Origin of the sequence: Mycolicibacterium sp. MU0050 (assembly GCF_963378085.1) — a bacterium.
Taxonomy (GTDB): domain Bacteria; phylum Actinomycetota; class Actinomycetes; order Mycobacteriales; family Mycobacteriaceae; genus Mycobacterium; species Mycobacterium wendilense.
Genome location: NZ_OY726395.1, coordinates 1,964,984 through 1,987,274, shown reverse-complemented (window position 1 = coordinate 1,987,274; position 22,291 = coordinate 1,964,984). Strand labels below are relative to the sequence as shown.

The 22,291-nt window shown below is 70.3% G+C and carries 21 protein-coding genes; 17 read left to right on the top strand and 4 right to left on the bottom strand.

The window, feature by feature from the left end; genetic code table 11:
- Positions 1–91 precede the first annotated feature (91 nt).
- Positions 92–2,482, top strand: coding sequence for a DUF4185 domain-containing protein (locus R2K23_RS09275; protein ID WP_316516178.1), 2,391 nt, complete (start codon positions 92–94; stop codon positions 2,480–2,482).
- A gap of 3 nt (positions 2,483–2,485) precedes the next feature.
- On the top strand, positions 2,486–3,010 hold the full coding sequence (locus R2K23_RS09270; RefSeq protein ID WP_316516177.1) for a hypothetical protein: 525 nt from the start codon (positions 2,486–2,488) through the stop codon (positions 3,008–3,010).
- Between the two features lie 11 nt (positions 3,011–3,021).
- On the opposite strand, the gene R2K23_RS09265 is transcribed toward R2K23_RS09270, so the two are convergent.
- Together R2K23_RS09265 and R2K23_RS09260 are read right to left on the bottom strand one after the other, a co-directional pair.
- A complete protein-coding gene (locus R2K23_RS09265; protein ID WP_316516176.1) occupies positions 3,022–3,534 on the bottom strand; it encodes a DUF3145 domain-containing protein in 513 nt (170 codons plus the stop codon).
- Between the two features lie 116 nt (positions 3,535–3,650).
- A complete protein-coding gene (locus R2K23_RS09260) occupies positions 3,651–4,475 on the bottom strand; it encodes a serine hydrolase domain-containing protein (protein ID WP_316516174.1) in 825 nt (274 codons plus the stop codon).
- 76 nt (positions 4,476–4,551) lie between these two features.
- Between R2K23_RS09260 and R2K23_RS09255 the strand changes: the two genes are divergently transcribed.
- Positions 4,552–5,640: an S-(hydroxymethyl)mycothiol dehydrogenase gene (locus R2K23_RS09255; RefSeq protein WP_316516173.1), complete on the top strand. Its 1,089-nt coding sequence runs from the start codon at positions 4,552–4,554 to the stop codon at positions 5,638–5,640.
- 8 nt (positions 5,641–5,648) lie between these two features.
- On the top strand, positions 5,649–6,275 hold the full coding sequence (locus R2K23_RS09250; RefSeq protein WP_316517165.1) for an MBL fold metallo-hydrolase: 627 nt from the start codon (positions 5,649–5,651) through the stop codon (positions 6,273–6,275).
- Between the two features lie 30 nt (positions 6,276–6,305).
- Here the strand turns inward: R2K23_RS09250 and R2K23_RS09245 are convergent, their stop codons facing one another.
- The gene (locus tag R2K23_RS09245) at positions 6,306–6,500 is read right to left on the bottom strand and encodes a hypothetical protein (RefSeq protein WP_316516172.1); all 195 of its coding nucleotides are present in this window, start codon (positions 6,498–6,500) and stop codon (positions 6,306–6,308) included.
- Between the two features lie 68 nt (positions 6,501–6,568).
- Here R2K23_RS09245 and R2K23_RS09240 point away from each other — a divergent pair, with 68 nt between their 5' ends.
- Positions 6,569–6,808 (top strand): LPXTG cell wall anchor domain-containing protein, encoded by a 240-nt coding sequence (locus tag R2K23_RS09240; protein ID WP_316516171.1) that lies wholly within the window; start codon positions 6,569–6,571, stop codon positions 6,806–6,808.
- Between the two features lie 2 nt (positions 6,809–6,810).
- Entirely contained in the window at positions 6,811–7,902 is a 1,092-nt protein-coding gene (locus R2K23_RS09235) for a class I SAM-dependent methyltransferase (RefSeq protein WP_316516169.1), read from the top strand.
- Between the two features lie 12 nt (positions 7,903–7,914).
- Here R2K23_RS09235 and R2K23_RS09230 read toward each other — a convergent pair whose 3' ends face one another.
- Complete coding sequence (locus R2K23_RS09230; protein ID WP_316516168.1) at positions 7,915–9,708, bottom strand: Hsp70 family protein; 1,794 nt, start codon at positions 9,706–9,708, stop codon at positions 7,915–7,917.
- 203 nt (positions 9,709–9,911) lie between these two features.
- On the opposite strand from R2K23_RS09230, the gene R2K23_RS09225 reads away from it, so the two are divergent.
- From R2K23_RS09225 to R2K23_RS09175, 11 genes are all read left to right on the top strand, one after another.
- Positions 9,912–11,630, top strand: coding sequence for a VanW family protein (locus tag R2K23_RS09225; protein WP_316516166.1), 1,719 nt, complete (start codon positions 9,912–9,914; stop codon positions 11,628–11,630).
- 87 nt (positions 11,631–11,717) lie between these two features.
- Entirely contained in the window at positions 11,718–11,945 is a 228-nt protein-coding gene (locus tag R2K23_RS09220) for a hypothetical protein (RefSeq protein ID WP_316516165.1), read from the top strand.
- A gap of 85 nt (positions 11,946–12,030) precedes the next feature.
- A complete protein-coding gene (locus R2K23_RS09215; RefSeq protein WP_316516164.1) occupies positions 12,031–13,395 on the top strand; it encodes a PE-PPE domain-containing protein in 1,365 nt (454 codons plus the stop codon).
- A gap of 69 nt (positions 13,396–13,464) precedes the next feature.
- A complete protein-coding gene (locus R2K23_RS09210; RefSeq protein ID WP_316516163.1) occupies positions 13,465–14,979 on the top strand; it encodes an ABC transporter substrate-binding protein in 1,515 nt (504 codons plus the stop codon).
- The gene (locus R2K23_RS09205) at positions 14,976–15,929 is read left to right on the top strand and encodes an ABC transporter permease (RefSeq protein ID WP_316516162.1); all 954 of its coding nucleotides are present in this window, start codon (positions 14,976–14,978) and stop codon (positions 15,927–15,929) included. The genes R2K23_RS09210 and R2K23_RS09205 overlap by 4 nt, the downstream gene beginning before the upstream one ends.
- Entirely contained in the window at positions 15,926–16,798 is an 873-nt protein-coding gene (locus R2K23_RS09200) for an ABC transporter permease (RefSeq protein ID WP_316516160.1), read from the top strand. Before R2K23_RS09205 ends, R2K23_RS09200 begins: the two co-directional genes overlap by 4 nt.
- A complete protein-coding gene (locus R2K23_RS09195) occupies positions 16,795–18,393 on the top strand; it encodes an ABC transporter ATP-binding protein (RefSeq protein WP_316516159.1) in 1,599 nt (532 codons plus the stop codon). Before R2K23_RS09200 ends, R2K23_RS09195 begins: the two co-directional genes overlap by 4 nt.
- Positions 18,394–18,405: 12 nt before the next feature.
- Entirely contained in the window at positions 18,406–19,155 is a 750-nt protein-coding gene (locus tag R2K23_RS09190) for an SDR family NAD(P)-dependent oxidoreductase (protein ID WP_316516158.1), read from the top strand.
- A gap of 14 nt (positions 19,156–19,169) precedes the next feature.
- Positions 19,170–19,523 carry a hypothetical protein gene (locus tag R2K23_RS09185; RefSeq protein ID WP_316516157.1) on the top strand — a complete coding sequence of 118 codons (354 nt, stop codon included), beginning with the start codon at positions 19,170–19,172 and terminating at the stop codon, positions 19,521–19,523.
- A gap of 207 nt (positions 19,524–19,730) precedes the next feature.
- Complete coding sequence (locus R2K23_RS09180) at positions 19,731–21,008, top strand: sensor histidine kinase (RefSeq protein ID WP_316517163.1); 1,278 nt, start codon at positions 19,731–19,733, stop codon at positions 21,006–21,008.
- A 126-nt stretch (positions 21,009–21,134) separates the two neighbouring features.
- Positions 21,135–22,280, top strand: coding sequence for an esterase family protein (locus R2K23_RS09175; protein ID WP_396893567.1), 1,146 nt, complete (start codon positions 21,135–21,137; stop codon positions 22,278–22,280).
- Positions 22,281–22,291 lie beyond the last annotated feature (11 nt).

The following is a 22,291-nucleotide window of genomic DNA, read 5'->3' as shown; positions in this document are numbered from 1 at the left end:
TTGAGACTTCTATTGAAGATGTGGTCGGCGGGCCCGGGCTCGCCGTACCTTGTCTCACGTCGGGTTGTGGTTTGAGCAAACACGGAGCGTCATGGAATCGAGCAAATACATCGGCCGCGTCGGCGCCCTCGCGGTGGCCCTCGGTATCGGCACCGCGTTGACCACCGGTACCGGACTGGCCTGGGCCGACGAATCCGGCGGCAGCTCCGGCAGTAGCAGCGGGTCGCAGTCCTCGAGCAGCTCGGACTCCGCGGGCTCCGGTGACACTTCGGGCTCGAAGACCTCCGCGACGTCGAAGTCGTCGAGCGACGACGGCGACAGCGGCAAGGACGCGTCCTCGCGTAAGGGCCCGTTGTCACGGTTGGGCGAGCGGGTCCGCAAGGAAACCGAGAAGAGCGTCGCGCGCGCCGAGAAGGCGCTGGAACGCACGCAGTCCCGCCTGGAGCAGACCCAGACCCGGATCAACGACCGGCGCGCCGCGCTGGAGGCCAGGATCGACAAGGCCACCTCTCACGTCACCGAGCACGCCGGCGAGGCCGCCACCGAGGCGCTCGACGCGCCGCGCGGACCGCTCGGCGTGCGGCCCCGTCCCGAGCAGCCCGCACCCGAACAGGCCCCGACCCCGAGGAAGAGCAACACCGAGGTCGCCGAACCCGCGGTGGTCACCCCCGCGGCCGTGAACACCCTGCCGAAGTTGTCGGCGCCGGAGCGCGCCAAGAACGTGACGCTGAGGCTGCGGGAGGTCCGCGAGGAGGCCGGCGAGCGTGGGCTGGCGGCGATCTCCTCCGTGGCCGAGTCGCTCACCACCGCCCGGGCCCTGACACCCGCACCGGTCACGGCGTTCGCCGAAGCGGCGGCGCAGCCGGACGTCGAGGCCGAGGCCGCCGAGCAGCCCGAACTCAGCGCGCCCTCGGTGGTGTCGGCACTGCTGGTGGCCGCCGGGCTCTCGCCGCTGGCCGCGGGCACCAGCCCGGTGGCTCCGGGGCCGTCGGCGGCGCTGTGGGCGATGGCCGCCTGGGCGCGCCGGGAATCCGAACGCCTGGTCAACCCCAACGGGACCGCGCTGACGTCGGCCACCGACGCCGAATCCCCCGCGGCCGCCACGGATTTCGCGCCGGCAGCCGCCGTCACCGCCGCCGACACCCCGGCCTGGCAGGCCAACCCGGGGTTGACCGAGGCACCGGTGATCTCCGGAACCTCGATACTGAACGACCTCGGCTTCATCACCGGCCCCAACACTCCCGCCAACCACTGGTACGTCGGCGGCACCGACCTGGGCATCATGTGGGTCGGCGGTTACGAGGAGGACGGGACGCCCATCGTCTACACCCTGTTCGGCGACACCTTCGACGACCCGGGCATGACCACCGGCTGGCGCAACAACGTGTTGCTGCGCTCGGTCGACACCGACCTGAGCGACGGCCTGAGCTTCCGGGACGCGCTGATCCACGCCGGCGCCGGGCCCGGCGTGCCCGGGACCCCCACCTGGTACGGCCTTACCGGCCAGCGCGCCGGCGCCGCGCAGATCATCTACGACCCCGGCTACACCGGTTGGTTCGGCACCACCTACACGATGATCCCGACGTCGGCGATCGCGGTGCAGGACGAGCACGGCAACTACACCCAGTACGCGACCGTGATGTCGGTGCGCACCTGGGACAACCCGGGCAGCTGGACCACCAACTACTCGGCGATCGCGGTCTCCACCGACGGCGGCAAGACATGGACCGTGGATCCGGACACCGTGCGGGGTTCGGGGTGGCTGCGGGCCAACAAGACCTTCGAGTTCGGCAATCAGAACTTCCAGCAGAACGCGCTGGTGCAGGGGCCCGACGACGACCCGAACTCCTGGACCACACCGGAGCAGACCGAGAAGTACGTCTATGTGTACGGCACCCCGTCGGGCCGCGCCGGCTCGGCCTACCTGGCGCGGGTCCCCGAAAGCCAGCTCACCGACCTGGACGCCTACCAGTACTGGGCCGGCGAGAACGCCGACGGCACCGGCAACTGGGTGACCGGTGACCCGTCGGCGGCGACGTCGGTGATCGGCGGCGGCAACAGCAACTACATCTCGTTCCTGCCCAAGGACGGTTTCCTCGGCCAGCTCAACAAGCTGTTCGCCGGATTCCTCAACGGCTTCATCGTCGGCGGGCTGCCCACCGGCGGCAACGTCAGCGAGATGTCGGTGCAGTACAACGAGTCCCTCGACAAGTACGTGGTGACCTACACCGACGGCGGCAACAACGTGGTGATGCGGGTGTCCGATTCGCCGCAGGGCACCTGGTCGAACTCCCACACCCTGATCCGCAACCAAGGTCTGGGGCAGTACACCGGCATGTACGCGCCGATGATCCACCCGCTGTCGGGCACCGCGGCGGCCGGCGAGGGCAACGAGCAGTACCTGTATTACAACGTGTCCTTCTGGAACAACTACAACGTGAAGTTCATGGAATCCGACCTGAGCGGCCTGACCATCACCTAGGCCGTGAGGTACGCACCCGCGCTGACTGCGGCGGCCGCCACGGCGATCGCCGCAGTCGCCGCGACCGCGTGCGCCCACGCCCAGCCCGATCCGCCGCCGACGGTCCCACCCCCGCTGCCGCAGCCCGGTGCGGTGTGCGCCGAACAGTTCGCCGGCGCGCTCACCTCGCTGCCGCTACCGGCCGATGCCGCCCCGAGCCGGGCCAAGAACCTGCTCGAATGCGCAGGCGGCACCTGGCAGCCCTACCGCGACCCCTACCCGTCCCCGGACCGCTGGCTGACCACCGGGCCCGACCTGGTGCTCAGCGGCATGCGCAACCCGGAGATCGGCGCCGGAACCTGGACCGGGACACCACAAGTCGCCGACACGCGATGCCGTGCCGAACAGGTCGAAGTGGTCGGGGCGGGCCAAACCTCGGCGCCCCAGACGTCGACGGGTGAACCCGGCGCGACGCTGACGGTGCCGGTCTCCGACCGGCTGTTCACGCTGACGCTGAGCGGCTACTGCCTCTGGCAGCGCGACGGCTGAAACCCGCCGCGCTACCCCACGCCCCGGCTGAGCCAGCTGACCTCGGCGCCGTCGCCGCCGTTGCGGAAGTCCTCGAGCGCCTCGTCCCAGGCGGTGCCCAGCACCGTGTCCAGTTCGGAGGCCAGGGTGTCGGCGCCGGCGGACATCAGCGCGCGCAGCCGCATCTCGCCGACCATGGTGTCGCCGTTGGCGCTCATCGCGCCGCTCCACAGGCCGAGCTGGGGGGTATGGCAGAAGCGTTGTCCGTCGACGCCCTCGCTGGGGTCCTCGGTGACCTCGAAGCGCAGCACCGACCACGACCGCAGGGCGTTGGCCAACTGCGCGCCGGTGCCCACGGGGCCCACCCAGTTGGTGACCGCGCGCAGTTGTCCGGGCATGGCCGGCTGCGGCGTCCACGTCAGCTTCGCCCTGGCGTTCAGGGTCGAAGAAAGGGCCCACTCCACGTGTGGGCATACCGCCGCGGGTGAGGCGTGAATGTAGACCACGCCCGTAGTCGCGTCGGCAAATTGGTTCGACGCACGCATTGGCTGCTCCTTCAGTTCGACGAGGGACGTCTTCCCCAACGGCCTCGGTGAACCGACGAGCATCACAAGTTTGTGTGTCGCGCGTGTCTATTGTGCCCTGTGTGGCACCTGTTGCGCTAGTGTGCCCCGAATTCTCTCAGGACTTCGTCAGAGAGTGCCGGCCACAGCGGGTAGGCCCAGTCCCCGAAATTGCGGTTCGTCAGCACCACCAACGCCAGCTGCGCCGCCGGATCCGCCCAGATGAACGTGCCCGACTGGCCGAAATGGCCGAACGTGCCGGCCGAGTTGGCGGTGCCCGTCCAGTGCGGCGTCTTCTCCCCGCGCAGCTCGAACCCGAGGCCCCAATCGTTAGGTCGCTGTGACCCGAAACCGGGCAACACGCCCGACAGGCCCGGGAATTGCACGGCGGTCGCCTCGGCGTGCATCGGCGCCGAGACCACGCGCGGGGTCAGCAGGTCGCCGACGAACGCCGCCAGGTCCGCCACCGTCGAGGTGCCGCCGAAGCCCGCCTCGGCCGCGCCGCCGGCCAACTCTGAGTCGGTCATCCCGAGCGGCGCGAAGACCGCCTCGGCCAGATAGCGACCGAACTCGATGCCGGCGGCCGTCTCGACCGCCTCGGCCGCGACCCGGAATCCGTGGTTGGAGTAGATGCGCCGGGCGCCCGGCTTGGCCAACACCGAGTCGTCGTGCATCGCATACCCCGAGGCGTGCGCCAGCAGATGTCGCACGGTCGACCCCGGCGGCCCGGCCGGGGTGTCCAGTTCGACCGCGCCCTCCTCGACCGCCACCTGCACCGCGCGCGCGGCCAGCGGCTTGGTCACCGAGGCCAGCGCGAACGACGCCGTCAGGTCGCCGTGGCGGGCCAGGACCCCGGCGGGCCCGACCACCGCGGCGGCAACGAAACGGACCGGCCAATCATCGAGAACATCGAGAGCACTCATCGGCCGCGAGCCTAATCGGTTGGCGCGCCTTCGAGCAGAGATGAAGTTATTCGCATGACGCACTAGGTTGGTAACCATGAGTCAGACAGTGCGCGGTGTGATTTCCCGGAAGAAGGGCGAGCCCGTTGAGCTCGTCGACATCGTCATCCCCGACCCCGGCCCCGGCGAGGTGGTCGTCGAGATCACCGCCTGCGGCGTCTGCCACACCGACCTGACCTACCGCGAAGGCGGCATCAACGACGAATACCCCTTCCTGCTCGGCCACGAAGCCGCCGGCACCGTCGAAGCCGTCGGCGACGGCGTGGTCAACGTCGCCCCCGGCGACTTCGTCATCCTCAACTGGCGCGCGGTCTGCGGCCAATGCCGCGCCTGCAAACGCGGCCGATCCCACCTGTGCTTCGACACCTTCAACGCCACCCAGAAGATGACGCTGACCGACGGCACCGAACTGACCCCCGCCCTGGGCATCGGCGCCTTCGCCGACAAGACCCTGGTCCACGAGGGCCAATGCACCAAGGTCGACTCCGCCGCCGACCCGGCGGTGGCCGGCCTGCTGGGCTGCGGCGTGATGGCCGGCGTCGGCGCCGCGATCAACACCGGCGCGGTCAGCCGCGACGACACCGTCGCGGTCATCGGCTGCGGCGGGGTCGGGGATGCCGCCATCGCCGGGGCCGCCCTCGTCGGCGCCAAACGCATCATCGCCGTCGACACCGACGCCAAAAAGCTCGAATGGGCCCGCGACTTCGGCGCCACCCACACCGTCAACGCCCGCGAGCAAGACCCGGTGGAGACCATCCAGGAGCTCACCGACGGTTTCGGCGCCGACATCGTCATCGACGCCGTCGGTCGCCCCGAAACCTGGAAACAGGCCTTCTACGCCCGCGACCTGGCCGGCACCGTCGTCCTGGTCGGCGTCCCTACCCCCGACATGACCCTGGAAATGCCGCTGGTGGACTTCTTCTCCCGCGGCGGAGCCCTCAAATCCTCCTGGTACGGCGACTGCCTCCCCGAACGCGACTTCCCCACCCTCATCGACCTCTACCTCCAAGGCCGACTCCCCCTCGACAAATTCGTCACCGAACGCATCGGCCTCGACGCCGTCGAAGACGCCTTCCACAAAATGCACACCGGAGAAGTCCTGCGTTCGGTGGTGGAACTGAAATGAGCACTGACATGAACAACGCCATCACCCGCGTCGTCACCAGCGGAACGTTCAGCCTCGACGGCGGCACCTGGGACGTCGACAACAACATCTGGGTCGTCGGCGACGACAAGGATGTCGTCGTGTTCGACGCCGCCCACACCGCCGAGCCCATCGTCGAGGCGGTCGGCGGCCGCAACGTGGTCGCCGTGGTCTGCACCCACGGCCACAACGACCACATCACCGTCGCACCGCAGCTGTCCGAGACGCTCGACGCGCCGATCCTGATGCACCCGGCCGACGACATGCTGTGGCGGATGACGCACCCGGACAGCGATTTCCGCACCGTCGACGACAACCAGGTGCTCCGCGCGGGCGGCATCGAATTGCACGCCATCCACACCCCGGGACATTCACCGGGCTCGGTGTGCTGGTATGCCCCGGACCTCGGCGCGGTGTTCTCCGGCGACACCCTGTTCCAGGGCGGACCGGGCGCCACGGGACGGTCGTTCTCGGACTTCCCCACCATCCTCGACTCCATCAAGGAGAAGCTGGGCAAGCTGCCGCACGACACCGTGGTCTACACCGGGCACGGGGACACCACCCGCTACGGCGACGAGATCGTCAACTACGACGAGTGGGTGGCCCGCGGCCACTAGGGCCCCGAACCCCTTCTACCGCGGGTGGTTTCAGGACCCGGCGGGTCGGCGGCGCTTCATCCACAGCCCCACGGTGATGTCGGCAACGCCGTTGAGCAGCACCACCACGGCCAGCCACGGCAGCCAGCCGTGCTCGAGTTGCAGCGACACGAGGAAGATCACCGCGGCGGCGATGACCATCCCGACGCCGACCTTCAACAGAATGCCTGGTGTTTGAGCTTTCACAGGCCGAAGTGTGTCACGACCTCGCGCCGAGGACTACGGTTGGCCACATCGCAACGCTGGAGGTCGCCATGTCGCCCGAGGACACCGCCGCCCCGCCGTCGGGGCGTGCGCGCAGGTTCGCCCTGCGGCATTGGTTTGCGCTGATCCTGGTGGTGCTGGCCGCGATCTTCATCGCCCAGAACCGCGAGCGCGTCGACCTGCACATCCTGTGGATCACGTTTGCGGCACCGATCTGGTTCTTCTTCGCGGGCCTGCTGGTGGTGGGGATCCTGATCGGACTGTTGCTGCGGCGTCGCCGACGGAGTTGATGGTGCGCGAGTCGAGCATCGTCGTCCGGCCGGAGTCGCCGGACAGCCCCACCTACACCGCCGCGGCCCGTCTGCAGGCGGCCGGATTGCAGTCCGCGATAGATCTTTTCGTCGACGCGGCCAAGGCGGTACCGATACCGAGGCCACCGCACCCGATCCTGATCGCCGACTACGGGGCCTCGACCGGACACAACGCGCTGCTGCCGGTGGCCGCGGCCATCCGCACGCTGCGCGAGCGCACCCGCGCCGAGCACGCCATCCTGGTGGCGCACACCGACATTCCGCAGAACGACTTCACCGCCTTGTTCCAGACCCTGTCCGCGGATCCGGACAGCTATCTGCTCAAGGACCCCGCGGTGTTCTGCTCGGCGGTGGGCCGTTCCTTCTACCAGCAGGTGTTGCCGTCGCAGAGCGTGTCGCTGGGCTGGTCGTCGTGGGCCATCCACTGGCTGTCGAAAACCCCGCAGACGATTCCGGATCACATCCTGCCCGCCCTGAGCGACGACGACCGGGCGCGCGCCGCGTGCGAGCGGCAGGCCGCGCACGACTGGCACGAGTTCATCGCCTTCCGCGGCCGCGAACTGGTGGGCGACGGCCGGTTGGTGGTGCTCACCATGGGCGTCGACGAATCCGGGAAACCGGGGCTGCTGCCCATGGTCGACCACGTCTACACCGGGCTGACGCAGGCCGTGCGCAGCGGGCTGATCAGCGCCGAGGAACTGCGGGCGATGTCGATTCCGATCACCGGGCGCGGCGCGAAGGACTTCGCCGCGCCGTTCGCGCCGAAGGACCGTTTCGAGGGACTGTCCATCGAGCACGTCGAGATCTTCGACGCCGAGGACCGCTACTTCCACCAATTCACCGTGGACAAGGACGCGAAAGCCCTTGGCGCCAAGTGGGCTTCGTTCCTGCGCGCGGCGGTGTTCGGCTGCCTGACCGCCGCGCTGACCGGCGGGCCTGACGATCCGCGCGCCACCGAGCTGTGCGACCGGCTCGAACGCAGCATCGCCGAGCAGGTGGCGGCCTCCCCCGAACGGATGCGTATCCCGCTGGCCAAGGTGGTGCTGCGCAAGCACCCCCGGGTCCGGGACTGACTTCCGGCGGCGCTACCCCGCGGGCGGCGGCTGCGGAATCAGCGGCGGCAGCCCCGGGATGGTCGGGATCGGGGGAACCGTGGGGATCCACCGCGGGTGCGTCGGGGCGGGCGCCTCGGGGGCGGGCTCCGGTTCGGGTTCCGGCGCCGGCGGGTCCGGTTGCGGCGCGGGTTGCTGGGCGGGCGGCTCCGGCTCCGGTTGCTGAGCGGGCGGCGGCGGTTCCTGGGGCGCCGGTTCCTGCGACGACGGGGGCGGCGGCGTCACGGTCTCGGTGACGGTCGACGTGACCGGGGCGGGCGGCTCGGGTGCCGCCGGCGCGGGCGCCTGCTGTTGCACCACCCGCGTGCGGGTCACCGGCGCGGGCGCGGGCCCGCGGGCGGGTTGCTGCACGACCGGTTGCGGCGCGGGCGGTTCCTCGGCCGGAGGCTGGGCCACCACCGGGACGGGCTGCGGTGCGGTGCTGATGCTGGGGGTCGGATCCGAAACCTGCACGGCGCCACTGTCGTTGACCAGCACCACGCCGACGGCGCTGACCGCGCCGATCAGCACCACGCTCGCGGCGACCATCGTCGCCGCCGGTCGGCGATACCAGCGCAGGGCCGGTTCTGCGGCGACATCCGCGGTCTCGAACGCCACCGCGGGGCGGGCGCTGGACAGCCCGGTGTCCGGCGACTCCTCGTACGGGTCGTCGTCGGGGAGAACCGGCCCGTCCTCGGCCTGCGACCACGCCAGGGCGCCCTGCACGGTGGGTTCGGCCGACGGCGCCGCTGCGGCGGGTGCCGGCAATACCGCGGCCACCTTGGTGGCGGTGTCGTCGTCGGGTCCGCGCAAGGCGCGCAGCGCCGCACCGGTGGCGGCTGTCAACGCCGGGCGCGCCGAGGTGATCACCGGTACCCGCAGGTGATCCGAGAGCGCCGTGGTGACCGCGGCCATCGCGGCGCCGCCGCCCACCGAGGCCACCGCCGCCAGGTCCGCCGGGTGAACACCGTTGCGGGACAACGCCTCGTCCAGGGCGGCCAGCAGGTCGGCCAGCGGCGCGCGCAGCACGGCGTCGAGTTCGTTGCGGGTGATGCGGACGTCGCCGCGAAACTCCGGCAGTTCCGCCGGCATCGAGGTGACCGCGGCGCCCGACAGCCGTTCCTTCGCTCCCCGGCACTGCGCGCGCAGCCGCCACAGCGAGCCGATGGCCGACGTGCTGGCCAGGTCCACCGATCCGGCGCCGGCCAGCTCGTCGATCACGTGGGTGAGCAGGGCCTGGTCCACCAGGTCGCCGGAGAAGTCCGGGTGCCGCACCGGCGCGCCGATCGCGGCGTGGCCACGGCCGGCGTCGAGGAGCGTGATGGTGGTTCCGCCGCCCCCGACGTCGCAGAGCGCGACCACGCCGCGGGTCGGCAGGCCGGGGTCGTGCTGCAGCGCGGTGGTGGCGGCGGTGACCTCGGAGAGCACCGTCGGGGGGCGGCGCGTCCACTCCGGGATCCGGGCCAGTGCGCCGGAGAGGGCCTGCACGGCCGACGGACGCCAGTACGCGGGCACGGCCACCGCGGTCAGTGCCGGCAGCGGGCGACCGCGGGTGGCGGCATAGGCGGTCTGGCGCAGCGCCTCGGCGAGCACCCGTTCGGCGCGGTGGCTGGAGCCGTCGGCGGCCAGGATGCCCACCGGGTCCCCCACCCGGTCGACGAAATCGGTGATCGTCGCCTCGCCGACGGTCAACACCGGCGGCCTGCGCACCGCGTTGTCCGACGTCACGGCGGTCAGGGTCGTGGTGCCGACCGATAATCCGACCGCGAGCCGCGTTTCGTCCGTCATGTCTCCATCCCGAAATACCTATTGGGAATCTCGATGCCGGGGCCTCGATTGTTACCGCCGACCCGGCGGCCGGGGCATCCGGGGAATCTGCTAGCCGGCGACGATGTTGCCGATCGATAAGATGGGGCTCGCCGCGCGAACAGCCGGTCAGAGCAAAGCCGGCTGGGGACCTACCGAGCCTGACGACGTGTGAGGTGTCCAGCATGCGGGCCAGGAAGCTGGCGATAGGCGCCCTGCGGGGGCCCGGCGCCAGATGGCGTCAGCGGCGCCGGCTCTATCTGACCGTGGGTGTCCCCCTCCTCCTGGTGGGCACGTTATACGTCGCGGATCTGGTGATCACCTCCGGCAAGCTGCCCCGCGGGGTCACCGCCGCCGGGGTGCCGCTCGGTGGGCTGACCGCCGACGCCGCCGAGGAGCGCCTCCGGGAGGTCGTCGGTCCGCGCGCCGACCGGCCGGTCCCGGTCACGCTGGGCACCGAACAGGCCGAGGTGGATCCGGCCTCGATCGACCTGACGCTGCTCGCACGCCCGACCGTCGAGCAGGCCGGCGGGCAACCGCTGAACCCGATCACCCGCTTCACGTCGGTCTTCGTGACGCGCCCGATCGACGTGCTCGCGTCGGTGGACGAGCCGGCGCTGACGGCGACGCTGGAGGGACTCGGCGCCCGGGTCGCCTCGGACCCGGTCGACGGCTCCGTCGAGTTCGTCGACGGCGAGCCGGTTGGCACGGACCCGCAGCCCGGCCGGCGGCTCGACGTCACCGCCGCCGCCGAGGTGTTCCTGCGGGACTGGGCCGACGGTGAGCCGGTAGACCTGCCGACGGTCGAGACACCGCCGAGCACCACCGCCGACGACGTCGAGACCGCCCTGCGTGAGATCGCCACCCCCGCGGTGTCCGGACCGATCACCGTCGACGGCGACAAGGACACCCGCGCAGTCATCTCCGAGCAGGTCATCGCCGCCGCGCTGACCTTCCGCGTCGAGGACGGGGAACTGTCCCCGGAGCTCGACCAGAACCTGATCATCGACGCGCTGCGCCCGCAACTGGCCGACTCGGAGACCGAGCGGCGCGACGCCGACATCGACTTCTCGGTCACCCCGCCGGTGAAGGTGCGTGAACAACCCGGCCGCCGCGTCGATTACGACAGCACCCTCTCCGATCTGCTCACGGTGCTCACCAGCACCGAAGACCGGGAGATCACCGCGGAGTACGTCGACGAGGAGCCGACGTTCACCTTCGACGACATCAACGAACTCGGCCCCGTCGAGGTCATCGGTGAGTTCCAGACCACCGGCTTCTCCGCGGACTCCGGCAGGAACATCCGGCGCGCCGCCGAGCAGATCGACGGCATCGTCGTCGGGCCGGGAGAAACGTTCAGCCTCAACGAGGCAACCAATCCGCGCGACGCCGCGTCCGGTTACGTAGAGGCGGGCACCATCAAGAACGGCCGACCCTCCCGCGGTGTCGGCGGCGGCGTCTCCCAGCTGGCCACCACCCTGTTCAACGCCGGGTACTTCGCGGGCATGGAGGACGTCGAGCACCACGAGCACAGCTACTACATCAGCCGCTACCCCGCCGGCCGGGAGGCCACGGTGTTCGGCGACGTGCTGGACGTCAAGTTCCGCAACGAGGGTCCGACGTCGGTGCAGATCCAGACGGTGTGGACGTCGAGTTCCATCACCGTGCGGGTGGTCGGCATCAAGCGCTACGAGGTGAGCTCCTCGCAAAGTTCGCGCAGCCGTCCCACGAGCCCGAACACCGTCCGGATCCCCGCCGGGGAGGCCTGCACCCCCAGCAGCGGCGGCCCGGGATTCACCATCACCGACACCCGCACCCTGCGCGAGATCACCACCGGACGGACCCGCACCGAATCCCACACCGTGGTCTACGACCCGATCCCCCGGGTGGTGTGCGGCGGCTGAGCCGCCCGCGCCCGCTGCGGCAAATGGCACAAACCGGCATCTGCGCAGGTTGCCGGGAGTAGCCTGGACGCAACTGAGGAGCCAGCCATGCAGAGATCCACAGTTCGTCGCGCAGTTGCCGGGTCCGGCGGTCTACTGGCCCCGCTCGCGATCCTCTTCGTCATCACCGCGGCGGCCACGCCCGACGAGGACTGTCGGCAGCTCGGTCAGGGTTGCTCCCAGAGCGACTGTTACACCGGCAACGGGGGCCCGGACTGCGATCAGGATTCGGGTCTGGTGTTGCCCGTGACGGGTGGCGTGCCCACAATCCAGTGATCGGATGCGGATTCAGCAAAGGGTGCCGTAGGATTTCGCCCGTTCGCTGTTGTGCAGCTGTGGGGGTTCCGGGGTGGGGAAATCTGTGGGTCGACATCGCGCCCAGCGCGACCGTCGGTGGTCGGCGGGAGCAACCGCGTCGGTGGTCGCCGCGGCGGGCGTCACCGCAACCGTGGTCGGGCTGACGCCCACTCTGGCGGCCAGCCCGGACTTGCTGGCCCAGACGTACTACCTGCGCGGGACCAACATCGGCGACGAGCCCACCGACGCCGAGTTCACCGCCTTCATGGACCGGGTGTTCGCCGGGACCGGGACCGCGGCGCTTGACGACGACCCCCGCAAGATCGACTACAACGCCGGGTTCTGGCCGGTGTCGCGCGGCGGCTTCGACGACCTCAAGTGGGACGCGTCGGTGGCGCAGGGTGCCGCCCTGCTGGGCCAGGAGCACATCGGGGCCGGAGACGTGGTTTTCGCGTTCTCCCAGGGCGCGGTGGCCGCCTCGAAATACAAGGGTGAGCATCCCGACACCGGCGCGACGTTCGTGCTGGTCGAGAACCCGAACCGTCCCAACGGCGGCGTCCTGGCCCGCTTCGCCGGCCTCAAGATCCCGGTCCTCGACGTCACCTTCAGCGGGGCCACCCCCGACAACGGTGACCTCACCCTCGACATCGCCCGCCAATACAGCGGGTGGTCGGACTTCCCCACCTATCCGCTGAACCTGTTGGCCACGGCGAATGCGGTGGCCGGCATCGTCTATCTGCACGGTCCGACGCAGCGGGTCGAGGATCTCGCCGCGCAACTCGAGGCGATCGAGGCGGTCGAGGGCGCCTACTACCAGCAGCGCGGCGACACCACCTACTACCTCATTCCCACCGACCGGCTCCCGCTGCTGCGCCCGTTCGACGGCATCGTGCCCGAGCCCATCCTGGCCGCGGTCAACGAGCCGCTGCGGGTGCTGGTGGAAACCGGCTACGACAGAACCGATTACAGCGCGCCGACCCGCGCCAAGCTGATCCCGAAGATCAACCCGGTCGAGCTCGCCGAGGACCTCGCCGAGGCCACCGGTCGTGGGATTTCGAAAGCCCGTGCTCCGGAAGGGGACTCGGCGCCGACCGCCGATGCCGATGACGAGGCGCCGCAGCCGCTGGCCGCGGCTGCCGAGCAGCCCCCCGCCCAGGACCCCGCCCAGGACCTTGAGCGGTCCGACCGTTCCGCGGCGTTGCGCCTGAAGGACCGCCGCGAGGCGCGGCGGGCGGCGTTGGCCGGGGCCGACCGCGACTCCTCGACCACCCGCAAAGCGGGTTCCCATCTGAAGAAGGCGTTGCGCGCGCTGGCACCCAAGCCGCAGCGGAAGCTCGAGCGCGACACGGACTCCCGCACCACCGACGATGGCCCGGCGACGACGTCGGACGACAAGTCCGAGACGTCCAGCGAGCGCGCGGCGGGTTGATTCTTCCCGGCCTTGGGTACAGGCTTGTCGGGCAGCCGAAGAAGCGACCCGTGAGGCCGGGTGATGAGGATGGGGCGACGAGCGGTCGCGCTCTGCGCTGCTCTGGTCCTGCTGCTGACCTCGTGTGCCACCGGTGACCGCGTCGACCTCGGCGCCGGCGCGTCCACCAATCTCATCGCCGGAATCGCCGGGGAGCCCGACCAACTCGACCCGCACCGGACCACCGCCTACTTCGCCTTCGAGGTGCTCGAGAACGTGTTCGACACCCTGGTCGAACCCGACGCCGACCTGCAGATGCGGCCCGCGCTCGCGCAGTCGTGGGAGACCGCGCCGGACCAACTGAGTTGGACGTTCCACCTGCGTCCGGGCGTGACGTTCCACGACGGCACCCCGCTGCGCGCCGAGGACGTCGTGTACTCCTACCGCCGGATCATCGACGAAAAGCTGGCCAATGTCGACAAGTTCGCCGCCGTCACCGAGGTGCTGGCCCCCGACCCCGCCACCGTCGTCGTCAACCTCAGCCGGCCGACCCCGAACCTGCTGACCAACCTCGGCGGCTTCAAGGGCATGGCGATCGTGCAGCGCGAAAACGTCGAGTCGGGCGCGATCGCCACCCATCCCGTCGGCACCGGCCCGTTCGCGTTCGCCGGCGCCAGGAGCGGCGATTCGATCACCCTGACCGCCAACCCCGGCTACTGGGGCGGGGCCCCACAGCTCTCCGGGGTCACCTACCGGTTCATCTCCGAGCCCTCCACCGCACTGTCGGCGCTGCAGGCCGGCGAAATCGATTGGACCGACTCGGTTCCCACCCAGCGGGTGGCCCAACTGCGCGACGACAGCTCGATCCGGCTGGAGGTCACGCCCAGCAACGACTACTGGTATCTGGCGCTGAACCAGGCCCGCGAACCGTGGGCCGATGTGCGGGTGCGGCGGGCCATCGCTTACGGCATCGACCGCGAGTCGATCGTCACCGCCACCAGCTACGGCACCGCCACGGCCAACCAGTTGGCCATCCCGGCGGGCAATCCCTGGCACACCCCCTACGACCGGTATCGGTTCGACCTCGAGGAATCCCGAAAACTCCTGCAGGACAGCGGTGTCGAGCCGGGCGAGCTGGACATGCTGGTCACCAACGAGTACCCGGAAACCATCACCGCGGCGCAGATCATCGCCGACAACCTCGCCCCATTGGGCTTCACCGTCCGCATTCGCACCGTCGACTTCGCCACCTGGCTCGACGAGCAGAACAACGGCAACTTCGACATGCTGATGATGGGCTGGCTGGGCAACATCGATCCCGACGACTTCTACTACGCCCAGCACCACACCGACGGCACCAGCAACGCCCAGAAATTCTCCGATCCCGAGGTGGACCGCCTGCTGGACGCGGGACGGGTGGAGACCGACCCGGCGCTGCGCCGGCAGCTCTACGCGCGGGCGGCCACCCGGATCGCCGACGAGGTCAGCTACATCTACCTGTACAACCCGTCGGTCATCCAGGCCTGGAACCCCGACCTGAGCGGCTATGACGCCCGCCGCGACGGCGCGGTCCGGTTCCGCGGCGCGCGGTTCGGGGCCGCATGACACCGCTGATGGGGTTTTTGGCGCGGCGGGTCCTGCACTCGCTGGTCGTGCTGCTCGGCGTGCTGATCCTGGTCTTCGCGCTGGTACACCTGGTGCCCGGCGATCCGGTCCGCATCGCGCTGGGCACCCGCTACACACCGGAGGCCTACGAGGCGCTGCGGGCGGCCAGCGGCCTGGACCGTCCGTTGTTCGAGCAGTTCTTCGGCTACCTCGGTTCGGCGGTCCGCGGCGACCTCGGCGTCAGTTTCCGCAACGGCGATCCGGTGACGGTGACGCTGCTCGAGCGGCTCCCGGCCACGGTGTCGCTGGGCCTGGTCGGCATCCTGATCGCGCTGCTCATCGCGCTGCCCCTGGGCGTGTTCTCCGCGCTGCGCGAGGGGCGGCTCAGCGACGGGATCATCAGGGTGACAAGCCAATTCGGGGTGTCCGTGCCGGACTTCTGGATGGGCATCCTGCTGATCGGGTTGTTCTCGACGACGCTGGGGTGGTTGCCCACGTCCGGTTACCGGCCGCTGTTCGAGGACCCGGCCGGCTGGCTGCGACACATCGTGCTGCCCGGGCTGACGGTGGGACTGGTCGCCGGCGCCATCATGACCCGGTACGTGCGCTCGGCGGTGCTGGAGGTCGCCGCGATGGGTTATGTGCGCACGGCGCGCTCGAAGGGACTGCCGCCCAGGGTCGTCACGACGCGGCACATCATGCGCAACGCGCTGGTGCCGGTGCTCACCATCACCGGCATCCAGCTCGCCACCATCCTGGGCGGGGTGATCGTCGTCGAGGTGGTGTTCGCCTGGCCGGGTCTGGGCCGGCTGGTGTTCAATGCCGTCTCCGCACGCGACTACCCGCTGATCCAGGGCGCGGTGCTGCTGATCGCGGTGCTGTTCCTGCTCATCAACCTGCTGGTCGACGTGCTGTACGCCGTGGTGGACCCGAGGATCCGGCTGTCATGAATTCCCGGATGTCGCGGTGGCGCCTGCTGCTGACCAACCCGATCACCGCGCTCAGCGCCGGCGTACTTCTGGTCGTCGCCGTGATCGTGGTGGCCGCCGGCGCGCTGGCACCCTACGGCGTCAACGACATCAATGTGCCCGACGCGCTGCAGGGTCCCAGCCCGCAGCACTGGTTCGGCACCGACGAACTGGGCCGCGACGTGTTGTCCCGGGTGCTGGTGGCCGTCCAGGCGTCGATGCGCATCGCGGTCATCAGCGTCTCCTTCGCCGCCGTCGTCGGGGTGGCGGTCGGTCTGCTGGCCGGCTACCGCGGCGGCTGGCTGGACTCGGTGCTGATGCGCATCGTCGACGTGATGTTCGCGTTCCCGGTGCTGTTGCTGGCGCTGGCCGTGGTCGCGATCCTGGGGCCCGGCGTCACCACGACCACGCTGGCCATCGGCATCGTGTTCACCCCGATCTTCGCGCGCGTCGCCCGGGCCAGCACCCTGGCTGTGCGCACCGAACCGTATGTCGCCGCCTCCCGGACGATGGGCACCGGCGACCTGTTCATCCTGAGCCACCATGTGTTGCCGAACATCTCGGGTCCGTTGATCGTGCAGACCTCGCTGTCGCTGGCGTTCGCGACGCTGTCGGAGGCGGCGTTGTCGTTCCTGGGGCTCGGCATCCAGCCGCCGCAGCCGTCGCTGGGCCGGATGATCTACGACTCACAGGGTTTCGTGACCATGGCGTGGTGGATGGCGGTCTTCCCCGGCGCGGCGATCTTCGTCATCGTGCTGGCGTTCAATCTGCTCGGCGACGGCCTGCGTGACGTGCTGGACCCCAAGCAGCGCACCCTGATCGAGGCCCGGCGGGCGGGGCGGGCCCGATGACCGCGGCCGTGCTCGAGGTCACCGACCTGCGGGTGCGCATCGGCGCCCGGCAGATCGTCGACGGGGTGTCCTTTCGCGTCGAGCGGGACCAAACCCTGGGCATCGTCGGCGAATCCGGCTCCGGCAAGTCCATGACCGTGCTGGCCGCGACCGGGCTGCTCGACGCCCCCGGCGCCGCTGTCAGCGGCCGCAGCGTCCTGGGCGGCGCTGCGGAAACCGAGCTCGTCGGGGCCTCGGCGCGGGTCTTGCGCGGCGTGCACGGCGGCCGCATCGGTTTCGTGTTCCAGGACCCCGGAACGTCGCTGAACCCGTTGCTCACACTCGAACAGCAGATCACCGAATCACTGCAGGTACACCGCAATTCGACCCGGCGGTCGGCCCGCTCGCGCGCGGCGGAGCTGTTGGCGGCCGTCGGATTGCCGGACCCGTCGGCGCGGCTGCGGTCCTACCCGCATCAGCTCTCCGGCGGGCAGCGCCAGCGGGTGATGATCGCGATCGCGCTGGCCTGCGACCCGGAACTGCTGATCGCCGACGAGCCCACCACCGCCCTGGACGTGACCACCCAGGCCCAGATCATCGACCTGGTGCGGGATCTGCAACGCGACTTCGGCACCGCGGTGGTGTGGATCAGCCATGACCTCGGCGTGATCGGTCAGGTCGCCGACGACGTGACCGTGTTGCAGGCCGGCCGGGCGGTGGAGCAGGCGCCCGTCCTCGAGGTGTTCGACAACCCGCAGCAGCCCTACACCCGTGAGCTTCTCGAGGCCCGGCCGCAGATCGACGTCGGCGGGCCGCCCAGCGTAGCGGCGGCACCGGTGCTGCTCGACGTCGCCGGGCTCGACGTCACGTTCAGCGTCGACAGCCCCCGGGGTCGCTCCACCGTCGCTGCCGTACAGGATCTTTCGTTTCAGATTCGCCGCGGCACCACCCTGGGGCTGGTCGGCGAATCCGGGTCGGGCAAGTCGACGGTGGCCGCAGCGCTGACCACGCTGGTGCGCCCCGCGGCCGGCAGGGCGACCCTCGACGGCGTCGACGTCGCCGACAAGTCGATGCGGCGCCGGATCAGCCTGGTGTTCCAGGACCCGTTCTCGGCGCTGAACCCCCGCCAGACGGTCGAAGCGGCCGTCGCCGAGCCTCTGCGGTCCCACCGGCTCGCCGACGGCAGACGCAGCCGCGCCGCCCGGGTCGCCGAGCTGCTCGAACTCGTCGGGCTCACACCGGAATTCGCCGCGCGCTACCCCCACGAACTCTCCGGTGGACAACGCCAGCGGGTCTGCATCGCCAGGGCCGTGGCCGTCGAGCCCGAACTGTTGATCCTCGACGAGTCGACGGCCTCGCTCGACGTGTCGGTGCAGAACACGGTGCTGGATCTGCTGACCGACCTGCAGCACAAACTGGGACTGACCTACCTGTTCATCGCGCACGATCTGGCGGTCGTGCGGCGCATGAGCCACGACGTCCTGGTGCTGCGCGACGGGCGGGCCGTGGAGTATCGCCCGGCCGAGGAGCTGTTCGCCCACCCCGAGGACGAGTACACCCGCGCGCTGCTGGCGGCCGTTCCGCCCGCGCGCCCGCGCGGCGGAAACGCGGCGTGAGAAGGTGCAGCGATGACTTCATATCAGCCGCTGGCCGGCAAGGTTGCTCTCATCACCGGCGTCTCGTCGGGACTCGGTGCGGCGACGGCGAAGCTGTTCGCCGAGCGTGGTGCCACCGTGTTCGGCATCGCCCGTGACACCGACCGGATGGCCGCCGTCTTCGCGGAGGTGCCGGGTGGCAGGTTCGCGGCGTTCGACATCGCCCGCCCGCAGGCCTGCCGCGAGGCCGTCGAGCGGGCGGTCGCCGAGTTCGGCCGCCTCGACGTGCTGGTGAACGCCGCCGGGTATCACCAGATGCGGCACACCCTGGAGGTCACCGACCAGCAGTGGGACGACGACCTCGCGGTCAACCTGACCGGGCCGTTCCATCTGTGCCGGGCCGCGCTGCCGCACCTGTTGGCGGTCGGGGGCAACATCGTCAACGTGTCGTCGGTCGCGGGTCTGGAGGGCGAGGTGTATTCGTCGGGGTACTGCGCCGCCAAGCACGGCATCGTCGGTCTGACCCGCGCGCTGGCCGTGGAGTTCAGCGCCGAGCGGCTGCGGGTCAACGTCGTCTGCCCGGGCGGGATGTCGACGCCGCAGGTCAGCGAGTTCGCCGCGCCGGAGAACGCGGACTGGAATCTGATCATGCGCATCGCGGCGCCGCGGGGAATGATGGACCCGGTCGATGTGGCCAAGGCCATCGCGTTTCTGGCCAGTGACGACGCCGCCGCCATCCACGGTTCGGTCTACCGAGTCGACAACGGAAAGGGCGCCGGCTGAGTAGCCTCGAGCACATGCCGGCGTCCAAAGGTGTGGTCCGCTCCTCGGCCGTCGAGGCCAGTGCGGCGGTGGCGGGCTCGGTGGCCACCGCCCGCAGCGCGGGGATCGCGGGCTCCGTCGCGACCGTCACCAGCGCCGGCGTCGCCGGTTCGGTGGCGACCGCCAGCAGCGCCGCCGTCGTCGCCAGCGCCATGACCACGCTGTCCTTCTTCGTCATCGCCTGCATCGGGTGCGTCGGCTGTTTCGCCTGCCGCAGATGTGTGGCGTGCCTGGGCTGCGCCCGCTGTACCGACTGCGTCGGCTGTGTGGGCTGCGTGGGCTGCTCGGGGCTGCGCAACGCGGTCGGTCAGCGCAACGTCCACGCCTGACGGCGCGCCGGTGACGCCGAAACCGACATTGCGCCGGAAACCACTCGCACAAACCGGCCCGAAGGTGAGATTGGGCGGAATCGGGGTGGGGCAAGATGGGGCAGCATGAGCACAGCGACCCCGCCGGCCGAATCCAAGGGCATCCTGCATTGGCTCTTCCGGCTCCCGAAGCGGCTGTTGTCGCTGCGCGCCATCGTCATCGTGGCCATGGCCGGCGTGATCGGCACCATTCTGGTGATCGGCGGATGGGTCTGGTTCGGCATCATCAACGATCAGTACAGCCAGCTGGACCGGCGTCTCGACTCGGTGAGCAGCCTCGGCGACTTCAGCAACATCCTGGCGGCGCCCCCGCCGGCCTCGGCCGAGCAGCAGTTCGAGGACGGCAACCTGGTGCGCACCGCGCGCATCGGGCGGGTGACCGTCTCCACGCCCAGCGATGTCGTGCTGCCGAAGTTCGAGGACGGCTACACCAACACCACCATCGACGGCGTCGACTACCGGGTGCGGACCTTCCAAGTGGGCCCGGCCTCGATTGCCCTGGGGTCCCCGCTGCAGGAAACCCAGGACCGGATCAACGCGCTGCACATGCGCGTCACCATCATCTGCACCAGCCTGATCCTCACCACGCTGGTGGTCGGCTGGGTCATCTCGCTGGTGATGATCACCCCGTTCCGCCGGCTGGCGCAGCAGGCCCGCGCCATCAACGCGCAGTCCACGCCCGACGAGGTGCAGGTGCGCGGCGTGTGGGAGGCCGTCGAGATCGGTGAGGCGGTCGAGGGCATGCTCGACCGGATCGGCAAGGAGCAGGAACGCACCAAGGCCGCCCTGGAGTCGGCGCGCGACTTCGCCGCCGCCGCCTCCCACGAGCTGCGCACCCCGCTGACCGCGATGCGGACCAACCTGGAGGTGCTGTCCACCCTGGACATGCCCGCCGAGGCCCGCCAGGAGCTCATCGGCGACGTGATGCGCACGCAGAGCCGCATCGAGACCACGCTGTGGGCGCTGGAGCGCCTGGCCCAGGGCCAGCTGACCACGGCCGACGACTTCGTGCCGTGCGACATCACCGAGATCCTGGACCGCGCCGCCCACGACGCGGAGCGCAGCTACCCGGACCTGACGGTGTCGCTGGCGGCCACCACGACGGTGCTGATGGTCGGGTTGCCGGCCGGGCTGCGGCTGGTCATCGACAACGCCATCGCCAACGCCGTCAAGCACGGCGGGGCCACCGAGGTGCGCCTCGACGCCACCAGCTCGGCCACCGGCGTGCAGATCACGGTCGACGACAACGGTTCCGGGGTACCGGAGGCCGAACGCACCGAGGTCTTCGAACGGTTCTCCCGGGGGTCGACGGCCTCGCGGTCCGGGTCGGGCCTGGGGCTGGCGTTGGTCGCGCAGCAGGCCGAGGTGCACGGGGGCACCGCCCGCCTCGACAAGAGCCCGCTGGGCGGGGCCCGGCTGGTGCTGGACCTGCCCGGCGTGCAGTAACGGTCCGGTCACAGCCGCCAAAGGGGTTGATAACGACGCGATCACGCGCGGCGCGGGATCCGGGCCCCGCGGCCGCGCCCGGTTAGCTTGCCGGGTGTGAGGGACGCACTGACGACCACGACCCGCATGGCCACCGCCACCCTGCTGGCGGCGATGTTGACCGCGATGTTCCTCGTCGTCGGTCCCGCCCCGCAGTCCCGGGCGGTCTCCCAGGTGCCCATCGAACTGCTCGACGTGCCGTCGCCCTCGATGGGCCGCGACATCCGGGTGGAGTTCCTCGGCGGCGGGCCGCACTCGGTGTATCTGCTCGACGGCCTGCGCGCCCAGGAGGATTCCAACGGCTGGAACATCAACACCGCGGCCTTCGACTGGTTCAACGGGTCCGGGATCTCGGTGGTGATGCCGGTCGGCGGCCAATCCAGCTTCTACACCGACTGGTACCGGCCGGCGGCCGGGACCGCGGGCACCTCCACCTACAAGTGGGAAACCTTTCTGACCCAAGAACTTCCGGCGTGGCTGGCCGCGAACAAGGGCCAGGACCCCACCGGTAATGCGGTGGTCGGACTGTCGATGGCCGGCGGCGCGGCGCTGACCCTGGCGATCTGGCATCCGCAGCAGTTCATCTTCGCCAGCTCGCTGTCGGGCTTCCTGAACCCTTCGAACGGCTTGTGGCCCACGCTGATCGGGCTCGCCATGAAGGACGCCGGCGGTTACAACTCGGTCGACATGTGGGGCCCGGCCAGCGACATCGCGTGGAAGCGCAACGACCCGATGGTCAACATCAACCGGCTGGTGGCCAACCGGACCGCGCTGTGGATCTACTGCGGCAACGGCACCCCGTCGGATCTGGACAGCGGCAACGACTTCGGCACCAACTTCAGCGCCCAGTACCTGGAGAACATCACCGCGAGCACCAACAAGGATTTCCAGAAGCGCTACCTGGCCGCCGGTGGTCGCAACGCGGTGTTCAACTTCCCCACCAACGGCACCCACAGCTGGGGGTACTGGGGTTCGCAGCTGCAGGCGATGAAGCCCGACCTGGTGCGCATCCTGACCACCCCGACGCCGGCCCCGCTGCCCGCCCCCGTGCCGGGTGCGCCCGCGCCGGGCCTGCCGGGCACGGTCGCGGCCCCGGCGCTGCCGGGCCAATTGCCGGCCACCGCCGCGGCGCCCGCGGCCCCGGCACTGCCCCCGGCGTTGCCGCCGGCGCTGCCCGCCGCGTCGCCGCCGGTTGCCCCGGTGACCGTTCCGGTCCGGTTGGCGACCTCTTAGCCCGACTGCTT

Excerpts from the sequence above, each read along its gene's own strand:
- R2K23_RS09220 (WP_316516165.1), top strand. The coding sequence starts at position 11,718 with ATGCAGAGATCCACAGTTCGTCGCGCAGTTGCCGGGTCCGGCGGTCTA.
- R2K23_RS09225 (WP_316516166.1), top strand. The coding sequence starts at position 9,912 with ATGCGGGCCAGGAAGCTGGCGATAGGCGCCCTGCGGGGGCCCGGCGCC.
- R2K23_RS09210 (WP_316516163.1), top strand. The coding sequence starts at position 13,465 with ATGGGGCGACGAGCGGTCGCGCTCTGCGCTGCTCTGGTCCTGCTGCTG.
- R2K23_RS09240 (WP_316516171.1), top strand. The coding sequence starts at position 6,569 with ATGTCGCCCGAGGACACCGCCGCCCCGCCGTCGGGGCGTGCGCGCAGG.
- R2K23_RS09230 (WP_316516168.1), bottom strand. The coding sequence starts at position 9,708 with ATGACGGACGAAACGCGGCTCGCGGTCGGATTATCGGTCGGCACCACG.
- R2K23_RS09255 (WP_316516173.1), top strand. The coding sequence starts at position 4,552 with ATGAGTCAGACAGTGCGCGGTGTGATTTCCCGGAAGAAGGGCGAGCCC.
- R2K23_RS09200 (WP_316516160.1), top strand. The coding sequence starts at position 15,926 with ATGAATTCCCGGATGTCGCGGTGGCGCCTGCTGCTGACCAACCCGATC.
- R2K23_RS09175 (WP_396893567.1), top strand. The coding sequence starts at position 21,135 with ATGGCCACCGCCACCCTGCTGGCGGCGATGTTGACCGCGATGTTCCTC.
- R2K23_RS09180 (WP_316517163.1), top strand. The coding sequence starts at position 19,731 with ATGGCCGGCGTGATCGGCACCATTCTGGTGATCGGCGGATGGGTCTGG.
- R2K23_RS09185 (WP_316516157.1), top strand. The coding sequence starts at position 19,170 with ATGCCGGCGTCCAAAGGTGTGGTCCGCTCCTCGGCCGTCGAGGCCAGT.
- R2K23_RS09190 (WP_316516158.1), top strand. The coding sequence starts at position 18,406 with ATGACTTCATATCAGCCGCTGGCCGGCAAGGTTGCTCTCATCACCGGC.
- R2K23_RS09265 (WP_316516176.1), bottom strand. The coding sequence starts at position 3,534 with ATGCGTGCGTCGAACCAATTTGCCGACGCGACTACGGGCGTGGTCTAC.
- R2K23_RS09205 (WP_316516162.1), top strand. The coding sequence starts at position 14,976 with ATGACACCGCTGATGGGGTTTTTGGCGCGGCGGGTCCTGCACTCGCTG.
- R2K23_RS09195 (WP_316516159.1), top strand. The coding sequence starts at position 16,795 with ATGACCGCGGCCGTGCTCGAGGTCACCGACCTGCGGGTGCGCATCGGC.
- R2K23_RS09260 (WP_316516174.1), bottom strand. The coding sequence starts at position 4,475 with ATGAGTGCTCTCGATGTTCTCGATGATTGGCCGGTCCGTTTCGTTGCC.
- R2K23_RS09250 (WP_316517165.1), top strand. The coding sequence starts at position 5,649 with ATGAACAACGCCATCACCCGCGTCGTCACCAGCGGAACGTTCAGCCTC.
- R2K23_RS09275 (WP_316516178.1), top strand. The coding sequence starts at position 92 with ATGGAATCGAGCAAATACATCGGCCGCGTCGGCGCCCTCGCGGTGGCC.